Source organism: Anaerotignum sp., assembly GCF_040307045.1.
In the GTDB taxonomy this organism is placed as follows: domain Bacteria; phylum Bacillota; class Clostridia; order Lachnospirales; family Anaerotignaceae; genus Chakrabartyella.
Window position 1 is genome coordinate 257,137 of sequence record NZ_JAWRKF010000002.1, and the last position, 18,857, is coordinate 275,993.

Genomic DNA, 18,857 nt, shown 5'->3' on the forward strand with positions numbered 1-18,857 from the left:
AAGTTTTCTGCCCAAAATGCGGCAAGAGATTAGCAGATTAAATAATTTGCACCAAAAAAGGGCCCAAAGTCAAGTTACTTTGAAGCCCTTTTTAACTTTATAAAAAAATCTGTCCCTTATGAAAAAGTTTCCTTGGGTACGATTTTTCCAACATTTGGTCTGTCTGGAAAAATAATCATTCCAAAGCCAGTTAACTCCGATAACTTCGTCACCAAAGCTTCTGTTCCCTCATTTTGTTTCAAGTCGATTTCCTCTTTATATAACGGAATTAAGGTGTAAAAGTTCACTTGTGTTTCATCCTTGCCTCGCAAAACACTGATTTCCTCTTGCAAAGCCCCTAGCATTACACCGCACAGTTGGGTGCTTTCATCATAAGGCTCATATGCCTCAGAGTTTGGGATGGTATGCCCCCAGCCCAGCCAAGTTTTCAATTCGTGGGGAAATCTGGACAAATACTTCATCAAATTCACTGGCCACCATAGGCGATTATCCACCTTGCCATCCTCAGGTACCATAAGATTCCACTCCGCTGGAAGCAAAAGCATCAGCTCTGCCCGCTCCAAATCCTTATATTGTGGCAGTAAATCTGGTGGTAAAGTCATTGGCAGGGCACTCATCCCCACAGTATAAAGCACATGAAAATCTTTCTTTGTAGGTGCTTCTAATAAATGTACATCTATTTGTAAAAATTCTGAGCTTTGCTCGTAGAAAACCCTTTCCTTTCGGTTAGGAAATAACGCTTTCATATGTTTGTCAATATCCTTATCATAAGGTGTGGTATGCACCGGTCTTTTTTTCTTAGGTGCCATTGGTTCCTTATAGTAAAATTCCGAAACATTTTTTTGATTTTCCATGATAAAACTTCTCCTTATTCCCCAAATAATGCTCTCGCAAATTCTCTGGCATCAAATTTTTGCAAATCCTGTATACCTTCACCAACACCAATGTAGCGTACAGGGATTTGCAGTTCGCTCTTAATTGCCACTACTATACCGCCTTTAGCCGTTCCATCCAGTTTCGTTAAAATAATACCTGTAATACCTGCAACCTCCTGGAATACCTTTGCCTGTTGCAATGCGTTTTGCCCCGTTGTTGCATCCAGCACCAAGTATACCTCTTTATGAGCATTGGGATGTTCCCTTTCAATAACCTTTCCAATCTTGCGTAACTCTTCCATCAAATTTTTCTTATTGTGCAAACGTCCAGCAGTATCGCATATCAAAAGGTCATAATTTTTGTTTCTTGCCGCATGAACAGCATCATAAACTACTGCCGCAGGGTCAGAGTTTTCCTCCTGTTTGATTACTTCAATATCAGAGCGCTGTCCCCAAACCTCTAGCTGATCAATGGCTGCTGCACGGAAGGTATCCGCCGCCGCCAGCAAAACAGAACGCCCCTCGCCTTTATAGCGGCTTGCCAACTTACCAATGGTTGTGGTTTTGCCAACGCCGTTAACACCAATTACTAAAATAACAGAAGGGTTTGGCAATGTTTCTTCTTCTTGAACACCCTCGGATAATATCGCTGTAATTTCATCTGCTAGCATACCTTTGATGAGCGCTGGGTCTGTTGCATGCTCTCTCTTCACTCGCTTACGCAAATTTTCAACGATATTCATAGTAGTTTGTACGCCCATATCCGCCATTATCAGCGCTTCTTCTAACTCTTCAAAAAGGTCTTCATCAATTTTTGTAAAGCCCCCTAAAACAGCATCAACACCACCCATAATATTTTTACGAGTTTTGTCTAAACCTGCCTTCAACTTTGCAAAAAATCCAAACTTCTTTTCTTCCTGTACAGGTTCTTCTACAGTGGTCTTTTCAGCCGATTCTTCTTGTGATACCTCGTCAGCAGCCGCCCCTTCAACAAAATCTTCTGCTTCTTGGGGTGCTTCTATGTCAGCTTGCTCCTCTTCCATGTTCCCATTTTCTTCTTGCACAGCTTCTTCAACAAAATGAGTAACAGCCTCAGTCAACTCATCCAGAAAAGATTCTCCCTCGTCTGTATCTTCTTCCACAAAGCAATCGCCCTCTACTGTTGTAACGAGAATTTCTTCCTCTCCACTTGGCTTTTCCGCCATTTCTGCCGCCAGGTGGGAAAGTTCCTCAACAAAGGCGATTCCCTCTACTTCGTCTTCCACTACAAAGGCTTCTCCATCGTCCAAGGTGATTTCTATCTCCGCCTCATCCACACTTTCTTCTGGAATACACTGTCCTTCCTTATGCTGAACTTCTTGATACAATGTATCGTCGCTTGCTCTATAAATTTGGATTTCCTCGGTACCCATGGCCTTGCCCACCGCCTGCTCCACCGCTGCAGCTTTATCAACACCATCTTCTACTTCTAAAACAAAGTTTTGGGTGTTTTCCTGGGGTGTTTCCACCTCAATACCCTCCAACTCAATTACGCCCTCTTCTTTTTCTTCAGCAAAAAGCTCATCCTTAGTTTTTTTCTTAAAAAAATCAAACAATCCCATTTGTTTTCACCTCTATACCATTTTTCTTTTTTTCTGCCCTGTTATGAAAGCATTCATTTTCTGCTAGGGGTTTTTGTAAAATTTATGTTACCAATTCAAACTTTTCCTTTTCTACATAGCATCTTTTTGTTCCTCAGAAAAGTCAACTGAAATCAATTTCGATATCCCTTTTTCCTGCATGGTTACGCCATACATTACATCAGCATACTCCATAGTTCCCTTTCTATGGGTAATTACAATAAACTGGGTATCTTTTGAGAACTTCTTTAAATATTGAGCATATCTGCTTACGTTTGCATCATCCAATGCAGCTTCAATTTCATCCAAAATGCAAAAGGGCGATGGCTTCATGTGCAAAATAGAAAATAAAATTGCAATTGCCGTCAATGCCCGTTCTCCACCAGATAATAACTGCATATTTTGTAGGTTTTTCCCCGGGGGCTGTGCCACAATTTCAATAGGAGATTCCAACACCCGTTCCGTATCAACCAATTTCAAATATGCCTTACCGCCGCCAAACATCTCTTGGAATACACGACTAAAGTTTTCAGAAATCACTGCAAACTGCTCCCTAAATTGCTTCTCCATTAAAATAGAAAGCTCATCAATAATTCCTCTCAGTTTTTCCTCTGCCTCCAATATATCAGCCCGCTGCTGTGTCAAAAAAGCATATCTTTCTTTTACTTCTTTATACTGCTCAATAGCACCCACATTTACATCACCCAAACCACGAATTTGTGCTCTAATCTCTTTTACAGTACGTCCTACTTCCCGACCTTGCCTACTTTGGGCATATTCCTTTGCCATGCGATGGGTCATTTCATATTCTTCCCATAACTGAGTTGTAATGCGGATTTTTTCTTCTTCTATCTTCTCTCGATTTGTTTCCATGCGGAACAATTCGTTTTCCATCAGCCTTGCAGATTCTCTTTGTCCCATTGCCTTTTCTTCTAGGATTTCAGCCTCTTGGCTAACTTGTGATCTTTGCTCTGTGGTCTTGCCCAGCATTTCTTGCATAGCTGTGGTTTTTTGTCCTAACCCATCTGCATCTTCCCGAAGCTTCCGCTTCAGGCTTTCTTTCATTTCAATGCTTTCCATGAAAGACAGAATTTTTTCTTCATCCTCATTGATTTGTTTCAAAAGGGTTTGATTCTCTGTTTTCAAACGCAAGTTTGTTTCTTCGATATTTCCAATACTCTGACTGTTTTTGGAGATGGCTATCCTAAGCCCTGTTATTTCCTCCATCAGCGCATCACGCTTGCCCTTATCATCCGTTAAAGTATCCTGGAATTTACCAAGTTCTTCACTAACCTCTGCCATTCTTTTTTCGCAGAGGGAAAGAGTCTGTTGGTTATCATTTATATCTTTTTCAGCCCGTTGAAGCTGTTCATTCAACTGACTCTCTTCCAAAAGAACCAAATGCAAACGTTCTTGGCTTTCTTTTGCATCACGTTCCGTTTTTTCCTTATCCCCGTGGCTACCACTCAGGGTAACTGTCAGTTTTTGCAGTCCCAGCCTTTTTTCCACAATTTGCTCTTCAATGTCCTCCATGTCCTCCTGGAGTAGAGCCAGCTTGTCTTGCAATTCTTTAACGACCTTGCCTGCCTCATCCATATTTTCGTGCAACGTGTGTATTTCTCTGCTTCGGCTGAAAATATGGGCAGCTTTTTTCTGCTTGGAACCACCGGTCATAGCACCACCAGGGTTCAAAATATCTCCATCTAAGGTTACCATTTTGTACTGATGCTTATATTTCTTGGCCAAGACCACTGCCTGCTCCAAGTTATCTACAATAACCGTTCGACCCAACAGGTTTTCAACCACCTGACGGTAAATCTCCTCAAAGCCCACCAACTGATGGCCAGTGCCAATTACGCCTATTTCATCCAAAATGGCAGGTCTACCCTCAAAGGTACGGCCTTTGATTGCAGAAATGGGTAGAAATGTCGCCCTACCAAGGTTTTTGTTTTTTAAATAGCCAATAGCCTCTCTGGCATCTTCCTCGGTTTTGGTAACAACATTTTGCAAAGCTCCACCCAAAGCCGCCTCAATAGCAACCTCATAAGCTTCATCCACTTTAAGCAATTGTCCAACAGCACCACAAATACCACGTTTTTCTTTATCGGGTAGGTTCAACAGACTCTTTACACTATGGAAAAACCCTTCATTTTCTTTTTCCATCTCTTTTAAAACCGATAATCGAGATTGAATCTCAGAAAAATTCTTTTCTCCTTTGGATAAAAGTACCTGTGCGCCATCTTTTTCCTTTTGCGCCTCTACCCTATCCTGCTCCAAAGCAAGGAGTTCTTGTTCCATGAAAGTGATATTTTCTCTCATTTCATTTTCTTGTTTTTCCAAAACCTGTATATGTACCTCAAGCTGATGCAAACGACTTTCCAAATGACCCTTTTCAGTATGCAATTGTTCCATTCGGCCTAAAAATTGTTCTTTTAATGCTTCACGTTTTGCAATTTCACCTTTTGCCTCAGTACTCATCTTAATCTGTTCAAAAATTTCATCCTTGAAGCTTTCCGCTTGTGATTCATCACGGTGTACGGCTGAACTTAAGGATGCATATTCTGCCTCCAACAGAGAAAGCTTTTCTTGTTGGTGACCCTTCTCAATGGACAGCGCTGTCATGCGGCTATTGCAGAGTTCCAACTGGTTTTCATTTTCTCCTTTTTGCGCCTGCTTTAGCAAAATCTCCCCTTTGATTCTTTCAAGGTTTGCTACATCATTTTGACGTTGCTCCTCAGCCAGGCGAATTTCTCCTTCTTTTCTCTCTTTTTCTTCCCTTAGTAGGCCAATTTCTTGGTTATGCTGTTGCAGCAATGCTTCTAATTCTTCAGATTTATTTTTCAGAGCTTGAGCTGCATTTTTGCTAGTTTCTTCTTGTAAGAGGTGGTTCTGCAACTGCTCCTGGGCAATCACCTTATTTTTCACTATGCTTAGCAGTTCTTGCTCCATATGGTCTAAATCCTTACAAAAAGCCACAACCTCAGCCTGTTTCAGTTCTTCTTTAAAGGCCAAATAACGATTTGCCTTTTCACTTTGTTTTTCCAAGGGCTCCAGCTGAACTTCCAGCTCCCCAATAATATCATCCACACGCAATAAGTTTTGTTGTTCTTTTTCCAGCTTGTTAGCCGCCTCGTTACGACGGGTTTTATATTTTACGATTCCTGCCGCCTCTTCAAAAATACGGCGACGCTCCTCGCCTTTTGCGCTTAGAATTTCATCAATTCTGCCCTGTCCAATGATAGAATACCCTTCTCGGCCAACACCGGTATCCATAAATAGCTCCTGTATGTCTTTTAAGCGACACGCTGTCCCGTTTATACGATATTCACTCTCTCCCGAACGAAACACTCGTCGTGTTACTTGAACCTCGGTATATTCCAAGGGCAGTTTTTGATCTTGATTATCAATGGTAATGGAAACCTCGGCAAAGCCAAGGGGTTTCCGGTTTTCCGTTCCCGCAAAAATAACATCCTCCATTTTATCCCCACGGAGGCTTTTTGCCCTTTGTTCACCCAAAACCCAACGAACCGCATCAGAAACGTTGCTTTTCCCACTTCCATTGGGGCCAACAACGGCGGTCACACCTTGGTTGAACTCTAATTTCACTTTTTCAGGAAAGGACTTAAAGCCCTGCAAATTCAATCGTTTTAAATACATCCCTGCACCTCGTTTACATCTATCACATGAGAAGTTTGCCGCCAACCATGGTATATATCACCCTTCCCCTTACTTCCCAATCGGCAAAGGGTGAAAATTTTGCTTTGGAGGCAAAATGCTTTGGATCAATATGGTATCCTTGACGAAAATCAACCACTATTAAATCGGCATCCTTCCCCTTGGCAATTCTCCCTTTATTTTCTAATTTTAGTATTTCAGCCGGCTTTGTGCTCATTAGTTCCACCAACTTAGAAAGGGAAATAAATCCCGTTTTCACCAAACCCGTATAACTTAATGAAAAAGCTGTTTCCAAAGCAGAAATTCCATAAACAGCACTGGAAAATACTTTGTTTTTGTCTCCTTCGTTAGATGGGCTATGGCCTGAAGCAATTACGTCAATGCTACCGTCAGAGACAGCTTTTATGATTGCCTCCACATCCTCTTTGGTGCGCAAGGGCGGGTTTACCTTAGCCAATGTGTTATAATCCTCTACTGCTTCTTCCGTCAAAAGGAAATAATGAGGGCAGGTCTCTCCTGTTACCCTGGCACCTCTTTTTTTTGCCTCACGAATCAACTGAGCAGAGCCCTTGGTACTCACATGGGTAACATGAAGTCTGGCACCTGTGTTTTCCGCCAAAATAATGTTTCGGGCAACCATAACTTCTTCGGCCTCTCGAGGCATCCCTGCCAAGCCCAAGCACGATGATGTGAACCCAGCATTCATTACCCCGTTGCCCGATAATCCTCTATCTTCACAATGGGTGATGACAGGCATATCAAACATTTTTACATATAACATGACATTGCGCAAAAAAGATGCTTCATCTGTAAATTCATCGCCATCGGAAACCCCCACAATACCCGCATCATACATTTCACCAATCTCAGCCATTTCTTGGCCTTTGCACCCCATAGACATACTGCCATAAGGGTAAATATTTACCAATGCATGATTCTTTGACTTAGATACGATATATTCCACAACCGTTTTGTTGTCAATGACTGGGTCTGTATTGGGTTCGCAAGTAATGGTAGTAAATCCGCCCCTTGCGGCACTGCGAGAAACAGTTTCAATATTTTCTAAATATTCAAATCCGGGGTCGCAGATATTGCAGTGCATATCAATCAGCCCAGGCAAAACAGTATTTCCACCAATATCCATTATCTTTACATCCTGCATTTCCAAGTTCTTTCCAATTTCTTCTATGATGCCATTTTCCACATAAATGTCGAATACCTCATCTTCTTTGAAACCGGGAGATATTATATGACAGTTTTTCAGCAATGTTTTCATCGGAAAGCACCCCCCATTTGAGTCAATATATAATAAATTGCCATTCGAACAGCAACACTGTTGGCAATTTGATCATTCACAATGCATTGAGGGCTGTTAATCACACCTGCAGAAATCTCAATACCCCGGCGGATAGGCCCAGGGTGCATCACAATGGCATCTTTTTTTGCATAGCGCAACAATGCCTCGTCAATGCGAAAAAACCGCTTATATTCGTCCAAAGATGGTAAAACCATAGTATTTCGGCTATCTTTATGCATCCGAGTGGTTAAAATAACATCAGCATTATTAACTGCCTCTCTGGCATCATAATATACATCCACCCCAAACTTTTCAATTTCTGGTGAAATCAAAGTGGGTGGGCCAGAAACACGAACCTCTGCCCCCAATTTGGTCAATGCCCAAATGTTACTTTTAGACACACGGCTATGAATTAAATCGCCCACAATGGCAACCTTCAATCCTTCAAAACCGGCCTTTTGCTCTTTGATTGTCATTAAATCCAGCAAAGCCTGGCCTGGGTTTTCATTAAATCCATCCCCTGCATTGATAACCGATGCGTCAACAGTGCTTGCCAACAACTGAGATGCCCCCGCCATGGGATGGCGCAGAATAATAAAATCTGCCCCCATTTGATCAACCAGCTGCCCCATATCCACCAAGCTATCGAACTCCTTGTTTTGAATAGAGCTGGTCATATCTACCACGCTGGCACTTAAGTGTCGTGCCGCAAGTTCATAGGAAAGCTTAGCCCTTGCACTAGCCTCATAGAACAAAATAATAACGGACTTTCCTCTTAAGTGGGGCGATGTTTTATTTTTCTGACTTAGTATATATTTCATTGTTTCTGCAGTACCAAGAATATACCGAATGTCCTCCGCAGACAGGTCCTTCAGACCAAAAAAATCCTTTTTTATCAGCGGCATTTTCTGTTCCTCCTAAACTTTAAGCCTTTAGGCGCATCAATAGTTTTTCAAAGCTTTCGGGTAGTGGTGCCTCAAATTCCATGTATTCACCCGTTGAGGGATGAATAAACCCCAAAACTCTGGCATGCAAAGCTTGTCCTTCTACTTTAAAGGGCTGTTTTTTAGGGCCATATACCAAGTCCCCCAAAAGGGGATGGCCAATAAAGGTCATATGAACACGAATTTGATGGGTTCTACCAGTTTCTAGCTGGGCCTCAATCAACGTAAAATTTCCCATTTTTTCAATTACCCTGTAATGGGTTACTGCCCTACGGCTATACTTATGGGTCACTGCCATTTTCTTTCGATCCAATGGGTTTCGGCCAATTGGTTGGTCCACAGTGCCCTCCTCCTCTTGGAAGCCATTAAACACAATGGCATTATATTTTCTGGTGATGCTATGCTCTGCCAACTGCTCCGCAAGGGAGCGGTGTGCAGCATCATTTTTTGCTACCATCAACACCCCAGATGTATCCTTATCGATACGATGGACAATGCCTGGACGCTTTTCTCCATTTATACCCGAAAGCTCATCACCACAGTGGAACAAAAGAGCATTTACCAAAGTTCCTGATGTATGCCCGGGAGCCGGATGCACCACCATGCCCTGGGGCTTATTTACTACAATTAAATCTTTGTCTTCATACAAAATATCAAGAGTAATATCTTCGGGTAAAATTTCAACTGCCTTTGCCTCAGGAATTTCCACGTCAATAACGTCTTTTTCCCTTAACTTGTAATTTGCCTTTACAGCGCCACCGTTCAGGCGAATATGACCCACTTCAATGAGCCTTTGTACCCCACTTCGAGAGAGGCCTTCCATATTTTCAGCAATGAAGATATCGATCCGACAGCCAACATCCTCCTGCTCAGCACCAAAAGTAAAATATTCCATATTATTCATCCTTCTTTTTTTCTTCTTCAGGATCTTTGATTACAAACATAATCAAAAATGCCAATACAGCAACACCAATCACTACATAAATGTCTGCCACATTAAACACAGGCCAGTTAAAAAATGTGAATTCAAAAAAATCAACAACATATCCACGGAAAATACGATCAATCATATTCCCAATAGCGCCAGCAAAAATGAGCACCATGGCCATCCGTACGTACTTATACTCCTTTGTTTTTGGCAGATTCAAATAAAAATAAACCAAAGCGGCAGTTATCAAACCGGTCAGCAGTAAGATGAACCACCGTTGCCCAGAAAACATCCCAAAAGCCACACCCCGATTCTCCACAAAAGTTAAATCCATAAAGCCGTCAATCAAAGCCATAGAACCTATGGGCTTGAGATTTGCCAAAGCCAAAAGTTTTGTGGCTTGATCTAAGCCAATTAAAATTGCTGCTGCAATTGCAGGTATTAACCACATAATTCCTTCATCCTTTTTTCTTTTAAGTTTAAATTTACATTTTTAGTCCCAAAGTGCATCCTTTGCCCATGAGAATCATGATTTTTTTGGTGCATAACAGGGGACAAAAAACCTTCCTCAGTAAAATGCAAAATAGCCGTGGCAGCAAAAATGCTTAGTCACAGCTTATTTTAGTCGCCCCATGTGACCTGAAGAATTTAATATTCCCCAAACCGCACAAAAAGCGGCTTCTCGGGAAAATAATCTCTGTCCACCGCTTTTCTTGGCTTAATATTCAGTTGCTTTTCTTTCCTCATCCTTTTCAGCAAGGATTTCGTTTTTGTCTAGCAGTTCGATTTCAGCATATAATAAAAGTTTTACCCTTGTACGCATCAATTCATAACGGGTTTGTAGCCCCGCCAGTTCCTGCTCTAATTCATAGGTTTTGGTTCGTGCCCTTTGAATAATTTCTTCTGCTTCAAGTTTTGCGTTTTTTACAATCAATTCTCCTTCTGCCTTTGCAGCTGCCTTTGTTTCTTCTGCAGCAGCCTCTGCTAAAGTTAAAGTTCGCTCTAAGGTTTTTTGTAAATTGGAAAATTGCTCTGTTTGTATATCTACCTCGTCAACCTTAGCTTTTCCTTTCAAGCTTTCGTTATAGATCTTTTCATAGTCTTCATAAAGATCGTCCAAAAAGGTATCGACCTCTTCAGGCGAGTACCCCACAGCAACCTTCTTAAAATCCTTGGTAGCAATGTCGTTTGGTGTAATCACGCAAAATCCTCCTTATCAAATGTACACTTCCAGCTCAAGCCCGACTCTATCTTTTTTGGTTTTTCCGCCTATTTCACCCACGCGAAACCTCCCAAAGCCTCGGGCCGAAACCATATCTCCTGTTTTCAATATGTATGATGAATTGGCAACAATTGACCAATTGACGCTTACCTTTTCACTTGATATTAATGTTTGTGCCTTTCCCCGAGAAAGGTGTAGCCCTTCGCCTAAAATTGCATCCAGGCGCATTGAGGCTACAGTAACACGGCGAATTTCTGTGGATTTTGGTGCAAAAACCTGAGCCTTGTCTGCCATCTTCACAGTCACCACAGTCCTAGAAACCTTGTTTAGATTGGCTTGAATATAATCAGCCATTTCTTCTTCAACAAAGCACACTGCTCCGTCCTCAGAAACCAAAATATCTCCAATCTTTCCACGCTCTATCCCTAAACCTAGGATAGAACCAAGATAATCCCTATGGCTTAAATCCGTCTGTCCAAACTTTTTACTCTTTGGTGCTATTTGCAGGGCGATAATGGGAAAATGCTCCTTAGCAATCCATATTTCTCTTGGCGCAAAGCCAAGCATCATCCTCTCTGCATCCTCCACGCCACCAAAAGCCAGCATTTCAACGTCAACAGCGTGTTTTAATCGCTCCATAATCCGAGCACACTTCGCCACATCCATAAAATCACTATACTGTGCTTCATAGCGCTTTAATGCAAACGCAACCTGATCCAACACTTTAGCAAAAAGTAGGCGTTCCTCTCTATCTTGAATGCCTCTTAGCATCTGCTGCTTATTCACAGAATCACCCGCTTCTTACAGCAACATAATTGCCCCTAAAATCAACTGCTTTGCAAGCATCATTAAAATCAAAGCAATCACTGGGGAAAAGTCTAACATCATCCCACCACCCAGGGGAGATTTGTCCAACATCCTACGGCAGGGGCCTAAAATAGGCTCTGTCATTGTGTAAAGAAACTGTCCAATGGGGTTATTGTACCCCAGGGGCAACCATGAAAGTAGGATTCGCCCAAAAATAAGAAGCTCCATCACATAAAAAAACAGGTCTACCGCTCTTACCAGTAAAAATTGTAAATTTTCCAATATTCATTACCATCCTTATCTACTACTGCTTACCCAAGGAAGAATAACTCCCTTTGTTTTTAACTCCTCTTTAAAATCACCTGAAATATCAACATTTTCCGGTGCAATAATAAATATATTATTGGCAACCCTCTGAATAGAACCTTCCAAAGAATAGCAAGTGCCACTCAAAAAGTCCATAATACGCTGAGCAACAGGATATTCTACTTTTTCAAGGTTTACCACAACGGGACGTTTTGTTTTAATTTGATCACAAATTTCCTGGGCATCTTCATAACAGCCAGGTTTGATAATCACTACCTGCATCTGAACATTTGTATTAATACTATATACCTGAGGATTGGCCCTGGATGTTGTAGTTTTACGAGGTGCTGGTGCAGAATACTCCGTCTCTCTGGAAACCTCTCGCAGTCCGTAAGAACTGGGTGCCGCTTCCCTTACAGGAACATCATATTCTTCATCTTCATAATAATCATCATCTTCGTATTCGCCAAACATTAAGTCCTTCATTTTATCTAATATTTTAGCCACTTGTCTGCTTCCTCCTAGTCGTTACATTCTTTATTTTCCTCGGTTAGAGTAATCTCTTTCGCCAAAAATTCCCGTGCCTACCCTAACGACGGTCGCCCCTTCTTCGATGGCAACTTCATAATCTCCCGTCATCCCCATGGATAGCACGTCCATTACTACATTATCAATTTTTTTTGCATTGATGTCAACCTGTAATTGTTTCATTTGACGGAAATATTCCCTATTTTCCTCCGAATTTTCAACAAAAGGTGCCACGGTCATCAAACCTCTGACACGTATATGCTCCTTCTTGGCAAGCTCTCGAATGAACTCCTCTGCATTTTTTGGTGTGATACCAAACTTACTTTCCTCCTCGGCCATGTTTACTTCCACCAAAATATCCATTATCAAACCCTTGGCTGCAGCTCTTTTTTCAATTTCCTCTGCCAGCTTCAAACTTTCCACAGAATGAATCATATCCACCTTGTCGATAATGTATTTTACCTTATTGGTCTGTAAATGGCCGATGAGGTGCCAGTGTACCCCCTCTCCCATTGGTTCATATTTGTCCATAATTTCTTGTACTTTATTTTCACCTAGGGAGGTAAGTCCACACCCAACCGCCTGGCGTATGACTTCAACGGGTTGGGTTTTGCTTACAGCCAAAAGAAGAATATCCTCTCTTTTTCTTCCACTTCTTTGTGCTGCAGCTGTAACCTTAGCCTCTACTTCCCTGATATTTTCTGCAATATAACTCATGTGTGTCGTTCCTCTCTTAATAAAGGTCTTGACCTTCTTTAATATTCTTCGCATCCGATACGATTAAGTCGTAAGCCTGCAATCCATAGGTTGTGCCAGAGCGAATGATAGCATACTCCTGATTTTGATCTAGAATATCAATGGGGACAAATTTCGCCATGGAGCTGTTTGCAACATAAACTCCCGTTCTTGGGGATAAGCTAGCAACCGTGTATTGCTTTGCCGTTTCACCCGCGCCTTGCAAAATAACATCACCTAGCTTTAACTCACCATTTTGATCTACATAAACGTTTTCCTCATCGAATGAAACAATGGAAACCGGCAAAAATTTTGTGTTGCTACCATTTACCAAAAGAACACCATTGTTGCCCAAACTTTCCGTCATACAATCTTTTGGCAGAGAAATCAGAGATTTTTCTACAATGGCATCGTTAGGCACCTTTAATCCCTCGATAGTTGTTTCTTCTAAATAAAACTCTAAAATTCTCCTATTAATAAAGGATTCCATCTGCCCATAGCTAGAGAATATCACTTTTGATTCTTTTTCTCCAACCTCTACCGATTCCACCTTTGCATTTATTTTCTGAACCTCTTCTTCCTGCTGTAAATTCAGCATCTTGTTTTCACCCTTACCCCAATTCACTGTTGCAGAATTTGGTAAGTAGGCAACAATATACCATTGATTACTGGCAGTGATTTTAAACAAGGGATCTCCCTCTGAGGTAGCTTTTGCCTTTGAAATATAGCTTACTTTGCTATCGCCAATTTGCCCTTTGGTAATTCCACCCAAGGTTTCTGGAGTCAATGTCTCCTCCAAGCCATCATAGCTAAGGCACAGCACCCCGCTTCTTTCCGCCCGAATGCTACTTTGGTTTTGGGCTAATTTTTGCTCATACTGAGATTTTTCCTCCGTCAGTTGGGACAGGCTATCAACATTTTCTGTCAACCAAATCTCATTTCTTTGCATCATAAAGCCTTGCACCTGTTCCTTCATGTCATAAAGAAAACTTGCATCGCTTTTCATGTTTCTCCCTCCGTAGGAATCCACAACTCGCTGAATATTTTCTTCAATTCTAGTGATGTCCTCGGAAAATGCAGATAAATCTGATCGATTTTTTTGGCTTTTTAGTATATCTTTATCTAGCTTGTCCAGCATATTTTCGATATCGTTGGTAGTATTCGTATCTTTTACTGTACAAACCACAGCATCTTTGGAAACATAATCCCCCTCAGAATACTGATAAAAAGGCTGGCCAGTTCGGTTGCTTTTAACCAAATATTCGTCTCTGACAATAAGCCCCGTGTATCTTTTTGGGGTATCAATACCACCATAACCAACCGTTTCCACATTCACATCGGAACTCTTAGCCGTCATGGTAACAATTTGTCCAAAAAGATATAGCCCAATTATCATAAAAACAAACATGGGTAAAACACGGCTGACGCGGATACGTCTTTTTCTTTTTCTCCTTCTTTCTTCCTCCCTTTGAGGTGTCACTTCCCTGTTATGTAGTTCTCTTCTGCCCTGAGGAGATGCTTGATCAAGCTTATACAGGGTTCCTTTTGTTGGGTATGACCCCTTGGGCTGTGGCGGATGTTTTTGTGGTTGCCTTTGAGGCCGCTGTTCCGTCCGCTGCGGTGGTTTCCTTTTTCTATTCTTTGAGGAATCTTTTTTCATTGAAATCCTCCTTATCATCTTTTTCAAACAAATTTTATCATATCATTATATAATATTTTTCCAATAAGGTAAACAAAAAATAATCCATTATGTTCCACAGTTCTCTATTCTTTGCACTTTAATTGATTGGCCATCAATTCCTGAGGTAGCATTTCCTCATCTCCTCCCTTGCTGTTACCCAAACCAACCCTGCTACTCTTTCTTAATTGTGCTGTCAACCAATACATAAGCACCCTCTTTTCTCAAATCAACTGATAGTAACAACAGAATGAAAAAAAATAGGCGTGTTACCTTCCTTTGGTCAAAAAATAATCTGGCAAAAAAAATTAAAACTTTACTTTTGGAATTAGTTTCTATGGAAAAGGAAAACAGCCCGACGAATACGGCACTTCCATTTACAATGAAACCCCCACAAGATAGGTCATACTGTATGAGGCTTTAAAAAATGGCTTTGAACTTTTATGGCTTAAAGCATAAAGGCAGACAACTATAAACATATCCAAAACCATATAAATGCGATAAAACGAAACTTTATTCTCAACAGAAATTTCTCATTGATGCATAAAGTAACTACGTCCTTCCAACCTTTCCATAGCATTCTTCATTCTTTTTTTCCTTGTTATTCTCTTTACGGCAAAGCAGGCAAACATCTGAGAAACCGCCCAAACCATCAAAAGCTGAATCCCTACATTTTCTAATAATGGTATTTCATACAACGTCACGAGCGCAAGTATTATTCCATAAAAAAGCATATGAGATTCATATAACTTGGTGCTATACAGTCTAACATAATCGTTATGGATCTTCAGTTTATCAGGCATTGCCAATAATAGCAAAAATAATAGTACTGTTCCTGGTACCAGAAACAAGGTCAAGTTATAGTCCACAGCTAACTCATAATGACTCAGAATATATATTTCAAATCCCCCAAACAAAAGTGTGGCCAAAAACCACGGAAAAGCCTTGCTGGTGGCAGGAATCCCGCTACTTTTGGCAATCATTACACCCATCAGCACAAAGGGCAAACCGAAAAAGATACCATTTCTTGTAGTCAGAAAAACGTCCTGATACACTGCCATAGATTGGTAAATCCATTGGGGCAAATAATGCAAAATTCCATAATATCCATCACCAAGCAACCCAATCAAATAAAGACAGGTGGCTATGATAATCACCATTGAAATAGGTATGCGCGTAATTAAAAAGTGAAGGCTGAATGTAGCAATGATAATAGCTGGGAAATACCATAAATGAACAAAGGTGCCTCGAACCAGTATGCTCTGAAAATATCCCAACAAACCTGCCTTATGAAATGTGCCCAAAAATGTCATCTTCACTAGCTCTAAGGGAATGTAAATGAGGGATAACATAGCATATAACTTCAATATTTTTTTGTTGAACCCTAGTACCACCTTCCCATTTTCAATCCCTTCTCCTGCTAGAAAATATCCTGTGCAACAAAAGAAAAAAGGCACTGCCAGCCTAGCAATGCCTTGCACGAAGAAAAATACCAGAAAATTATTTATTTCTGTACCACTTAATACATGAACCACAATTACAAAAACGGAGGCAATATACTTTGCTAAGTCAATACTTTCATATTTTGTATTAATAACGTTTCACATCCTTATTTTACACTTTTGTCTTTTTAGAACCCCCACAGCTTTTAGCCCCAAAAAGTAACCAAGGCTTTGCTAGACCTTTTAGAAAACTTATCCGTAAATTCCTATGTATTAGAAAGAAGTTCAACGCCAATCCAATATACAGGGGTAAATCCCCCTAAAGAGGGGTGGAATAAACCAAAATACATCATACAGCCCTAAATGTCAAAACCATAATCATTCCTTGATAGACTCCAATATCTATAAATAGTGCCAGGGTTCCTTGGTAATCCAAGCACTCTTGTCCATAGGTATTATGATTTAACCGTTTGCACAGCTTGTGCTTTTCAATTCCAATTACCGTTATATGTATTTCCTAGTATTCACCAATCTTATTCAACAGATCTTCTTTCCCAAGGTCTATAGGGGAAAAATGCATTTGACCAAAAGGGACTGTTAAAATTCATCATTTTATTTTGAAGCTCCTATGCAACACAGTAATTACCGATTTCTCCCGCATAAACCACTTCTCCCGCGCCAACAGACAAAAAATCGTGGGGACGAACCAAACTTTCCTCCTTATCAAACAGCTCTATGCCTGCTTGTTTTAGGAGTTCGGCTACAAATTGAGAACAGAAATATTTATTTTTCCGTTTAACAGGAATGCCTAGATAGCAATATGCTAAACCAAGTAGGCTATATTTATACTGGTTTTTCTGCTGTTTAAATTGAGTAATACCTTCACTGGCCTGATTCCACTGTTCTTCCGTCACCGGTATTTGTAACACCGCAACATCCGAATACTTATGAACTGCAAAAAAACCATCGCTTATGCTTTCTCTGACAAAACCAGCCCGAAAAAAATTATGTATTTCTTTACGCCCAAAAGAAAAAATATCCTCTAGACTATCATCCAGGGAAACTGAACAATGGTTATATCCAACGCCCAACTGCCTTTGAATAAACTTTCCTAAAGTAGTGTTCGTTTTTGATATAACAATATAAATATACCTTTTGTCATAATTTGACATATTTATTTCTCCTTAATATGCAAAAAAATTTTAAAATCCGTCGAGTAGCTCGGCGGTTTTTATGAATAAAGACCTTTAAGATTATATACATTCTGGCCCAAGAAATCCACTGTAAATCACAAGCAAAACAAAATAAAAGATGCATGCTAACTATTGACAGCAGTTTCATTTTACAAAAGAGCCAGCGATTTTGTTTGGTTTTATGTGCAATAGCATTTGAAGTTTATCATCTTATACCTCTAAAACAACAACCCCATAATTCCATCCATAAGAGAAAAAGGGTTATTCCTTGGCTATTTCCATCCCTTGCTCTACCCCAACAAAATTTGTGGTAAGTTTTAATATTTTGTCTTGTGGTTTGCATTTTAATGGCTTTTCTTTGCTGTAATAAAACAACAGCAACGTTTCACGATTGCAACCACAACAACATTGGTACTTTTTTGTAGTACTCTTACTTTACCCCAGCAACACTGTAAAAGTAAACAACAAATTTCAAGGATTTTAACTTACATTGGTTTATTATTCAATTTTAGCCTTTGCTTGTATGCATATCAATTTCTTTTCACCCCCTTGAAAAAAAATTAGCGCTATCAATCCCTTAGAAGAATTCAAAAAACCTTCTGTACAATGATGCTATAATCTGTTTTTCTCTTTAATTTTATAGGCAGCCTTGTTCAGGGCAAACCTTCAAATGCATTTCATGCCTTAACCTACATCTAGGCATTTTAGTTTACACGTTTTCATGTTAAAGACCGCCGTATGCCATGTTGCTTTCTTATCAGTGCTTCAAAATCATAACCAAATAATCCAGAAGTATCTTTTTGAGTTCAAGTATAGTCTCTTTGGTAGGTTACCATTTCAAATTCCCACTCTCATAAGACCATGAAGATGAATGGCCATTCTGCCCTGCTTCCAAAGCACCATCGTTGCATTGAAACATCGCTGCTAATACATCCGAGAAATTACTTTTCTGTTACCAATTTTAATAGAGGTTAGAGGGACTAAAAAACAAAAGCATCATTGTATCCCTTTGGATTAATACTAAGAAAAGTATTCTATAAAAATAATGTAGTCCTGCCAGAAAAATATAACACCAAAATTGAGAAATAAATTTTTTTGATGTATTGACAAAATTTAAAAAGATTCATATACTGTTCATATCAAAATGATTTGATTTGAGGTGATTTGGTTTGGATACAGCCCACAAAAAAAATGCTAAAATCTTCAAAGCGTTTTGCGATGAAAAACGTCTTGCTATTTTGGATCTGTTACGTAGTGGTGAAAAATGTGCTTGTGTGCTCATTGATGAAATGGAAATCGGGCAATCCTCTTTGTCCTATCACATGAAAATCTTATGTGAGTCCGGAGTGGTTGATAGTAGGCAGGAAGGGAAATGGACACACTATCGCATAAGCCAGTCTGGCAGCAAATATGCGGCAGATCTATTGGTTCAGCTAACAACCCCTTGCTTAGAACAAATACCGGACAAATGTTGAAACGAAATAACCATCCTTTGATGGTTTTTCTTTAAGACAACATATCAAATTTTTTTGATATAATATTTTAAGAATGGAGGGGTTTTCTTGCAAACTCTACAATCGGCATGGCTGTTTTTTCAAGATCAGATTT

At 40.2% G+C, this 18,857-nt stretch carries 17 protein-coding genes; 1 reads left to right on the forward strand and 16 read right to left on the reverse strand.

All coding sequences use genetic code 11. The annotated features are described in order from the left end of the window. Positions 1–116 precede the first annotated feature (116 nt). The 16 genes from ABVZ64_RS01165 to ABVZ64_RS01240 all read right to left on the reverse strand — a co-directional run bounded on the left by ABVZ64_RS01165 (position 117) and on the right by ABVZ64_RS01240 (position 17,228). Complete coding sequence (locus ABVZ64_RS01165) at positions 117–854, reverse strand: suppressor of fused domain protein (RefSeq protein WP_352399227.1); 738 nt, start codon at positions 852–854, stop codon at positions 117–119. 14 nt (positions 855–868) lie between these two features. Continuing rightward, a complete protein-coding gene (ftsY, locus tag ABVZ64_RS01170) occupies positions 869–1,762 on the reverse strand; it encodes a signal recognition particle-docking protein FtsY (RefSeq protein ID WP_352399358.1) in 894 nt (297 codons plus the stop codon). Positions 1,763–2,587: 825 nt separating this feature from the next. Beyond that, positions 2,588–6,151, reverse strand: a complete 3,564-nt coding sequence (gene smc, locus ABVZ64_RS01175) for a chromosome segregation protein SMC (protein WP_352399228.1) — start codon at positions 6,149–6,151, stop codon at positions 2,588–2,590. 22 nt (positions 6,152–6,173) lie between these two features. Continuing rightward, entirely contained in the window at positions 6,174–7,445 is a 1,272-nt protein-coding gene (locus tag ABVZ64_RS01180) for a dihydroorotase (protein WP_352399229.1), read from the reverse strand. Next, positions 7,442–8,371, reverse strand: a complete 930-nt coding sequence (locus ABVZ64_RS01185) for an aspartate carbamoyltransferase catalytic subunit (RefSeq protein ID WP_352399230.1) — start codon at positions 8,369–8,371, stop codon at positions 7,442–7,444. Before ABVZ64_RS01185 ends, ABVZ64_RS01180 begins: the two co-directional genes overlap by 4 nt. A 19-nt stretch (positions 8,372–8,390) precedes the next feature. Further along, positions 8,391–9,305: an RluA family pseudouridine synthase gene (locus tag ABVZ64_RS01190; RefSeq protein WP_352399231.1), complete on the reverse strand. Its 915-nt coding sequence runs from the start codon at positions 9,303–9,305 to the stop codon at positions 8,391–8,393. Position 9,306: 1 nt separating this feature from the next. Next, positions 9,307–9,789 (reverse strand): signal peptidase II, encoded by a 483-nt coding sequence (lspA, locus tag ABVZ64_RS01195; protein WP_352399232.1) that lies wholly within the window; start codon positions 9,787–9,789, stop codon positions 9,307–9,309. A 267-nt stretch (positions 9,790–10,056) separates the two neighbouring features. Beyond that, a complete protein-coding gene (locus ABVZ64_RS01200) occupies positions 10,057–10,539 on the reverse strand; it encodes a DivIVA domain-containing protein (protein WP_352399233.1) in 483 nt (160 codons plus the stop codon). A 15-nt stretch (positions 10,540–10,554) separates the two neighbouring features. Beyond that, positions 10,555–11,346, reverse strand: a complete 792-nt coding sequence (locus ABVZ64_RS01205; protein WP_352399234.1) for a YlmH family RNA-binding protein — start codon at positions 11,344–11,346, stop codon at positions 10,555–10,557. A gap of 15 nt (positions 11,347–11,361) precedes the next feature. Then, positions 11,362–11,649 carry a YggT family protein gene (locus ABVZ64_RS01210; protein ID WP_352399235.1) on the reverse strand — a complete coding sequence of 96 codons (288 nt, stop codon included), beginning with the start codon at positions 11,647–11,649 and terminating at the stop codon, positions 11,362–11,364. A 15-nt stretch (positions 11,650–11,664) separates the two neighbouring features. Further along, positions 11,665–12,180 carry a cell division protein SepF gene (locus ABVZ64_RS01215; protein ID WP_352399236.1) on the reverse strand — a complete coding sequence of 172 codons (516 nt, stop codon included), beginning with the start codon at positions 12,178–12,180 and terminating at the stop codon, positions 11,665–11,667. Positions 12,181–12,210: 30 nt separating this feature from the next. Beyond that, a complete protein-coding gene (locus ABVZ64_RS01220) occupies positions 12,211–12,918 on the reverse strand; it encodes a YggS family pyridoxal phosphate-dependent enzyme (protein ID WP_352399237.1) in 708 nt (235 codons plus the stop codon). Positions 12,919–12,934: 16 nt separating this feature from the next. Next, positions 12,935–14,596 (reverse strand): biotin/lipoyl attachment domain-containing protein, encoded by a 1,662-nt coding sequence (locus ABVZ64_RS01225; protein ID WP_352399238.1) that lies wholly within the window; start codon positions 14,594–14,596, stop codon positions 12,935–12,937. A 104-nt stretch (positions 14,597–14,700) separates the two neighbouring features. Next, positions 14,701–14,823, reverse strand: a complete 123-nt coding sequence (locus ABVZ64_RS01230; RefSeq protein ID WP_352399239.1) for a hypothetical protein — start codon at positions 14,821–14,823, stop codon at positions 14,701–14,703. Positions 14,824–15,147: 324 nt separating this feature from the next. After that, positions 15,148–16,209, reverse strand: coding sequence for an acyltransferase family protein (locus ABVZ64_RS01235; protein WP_352399359.1), 1,062 nt, complete (start codon positions 16,207–16,209; stop codon positions 15,148–15,150). A gap of 473 nt (positions 16,210–16,682) precedes the next feature. Then, on the reverse strand, positions 16,683–17,228 hold the full coding sequence (locus tag ABVZ64_RS01240) for a hypothetical protein (protein WP_352399240.1): 546 nt from the start codon (positions 17,226–17,228) through the stop codon (positions 16,683–16,685). Positions 17,229–18,418: 1,190 nt separating this feature from the next. Between ABVZ64_RS01240 and ABVZ64_RS01245 the strand changes: the two genes are divergently transcribed. Further along, positions 18,419–18,724: an ArsR/SmtB family transcription factor gene (locus tag ABVZ64_RS01245; RefSeq protein WP_352399241.1), complete on the forward strand. Its 306-nt coding sequence runs from the start codon at positions 18,419–18,421 to the stop codon at positions 18,722–18,724. Positions 18,725–18,857 lie beyond the last annotated feature (133 nt).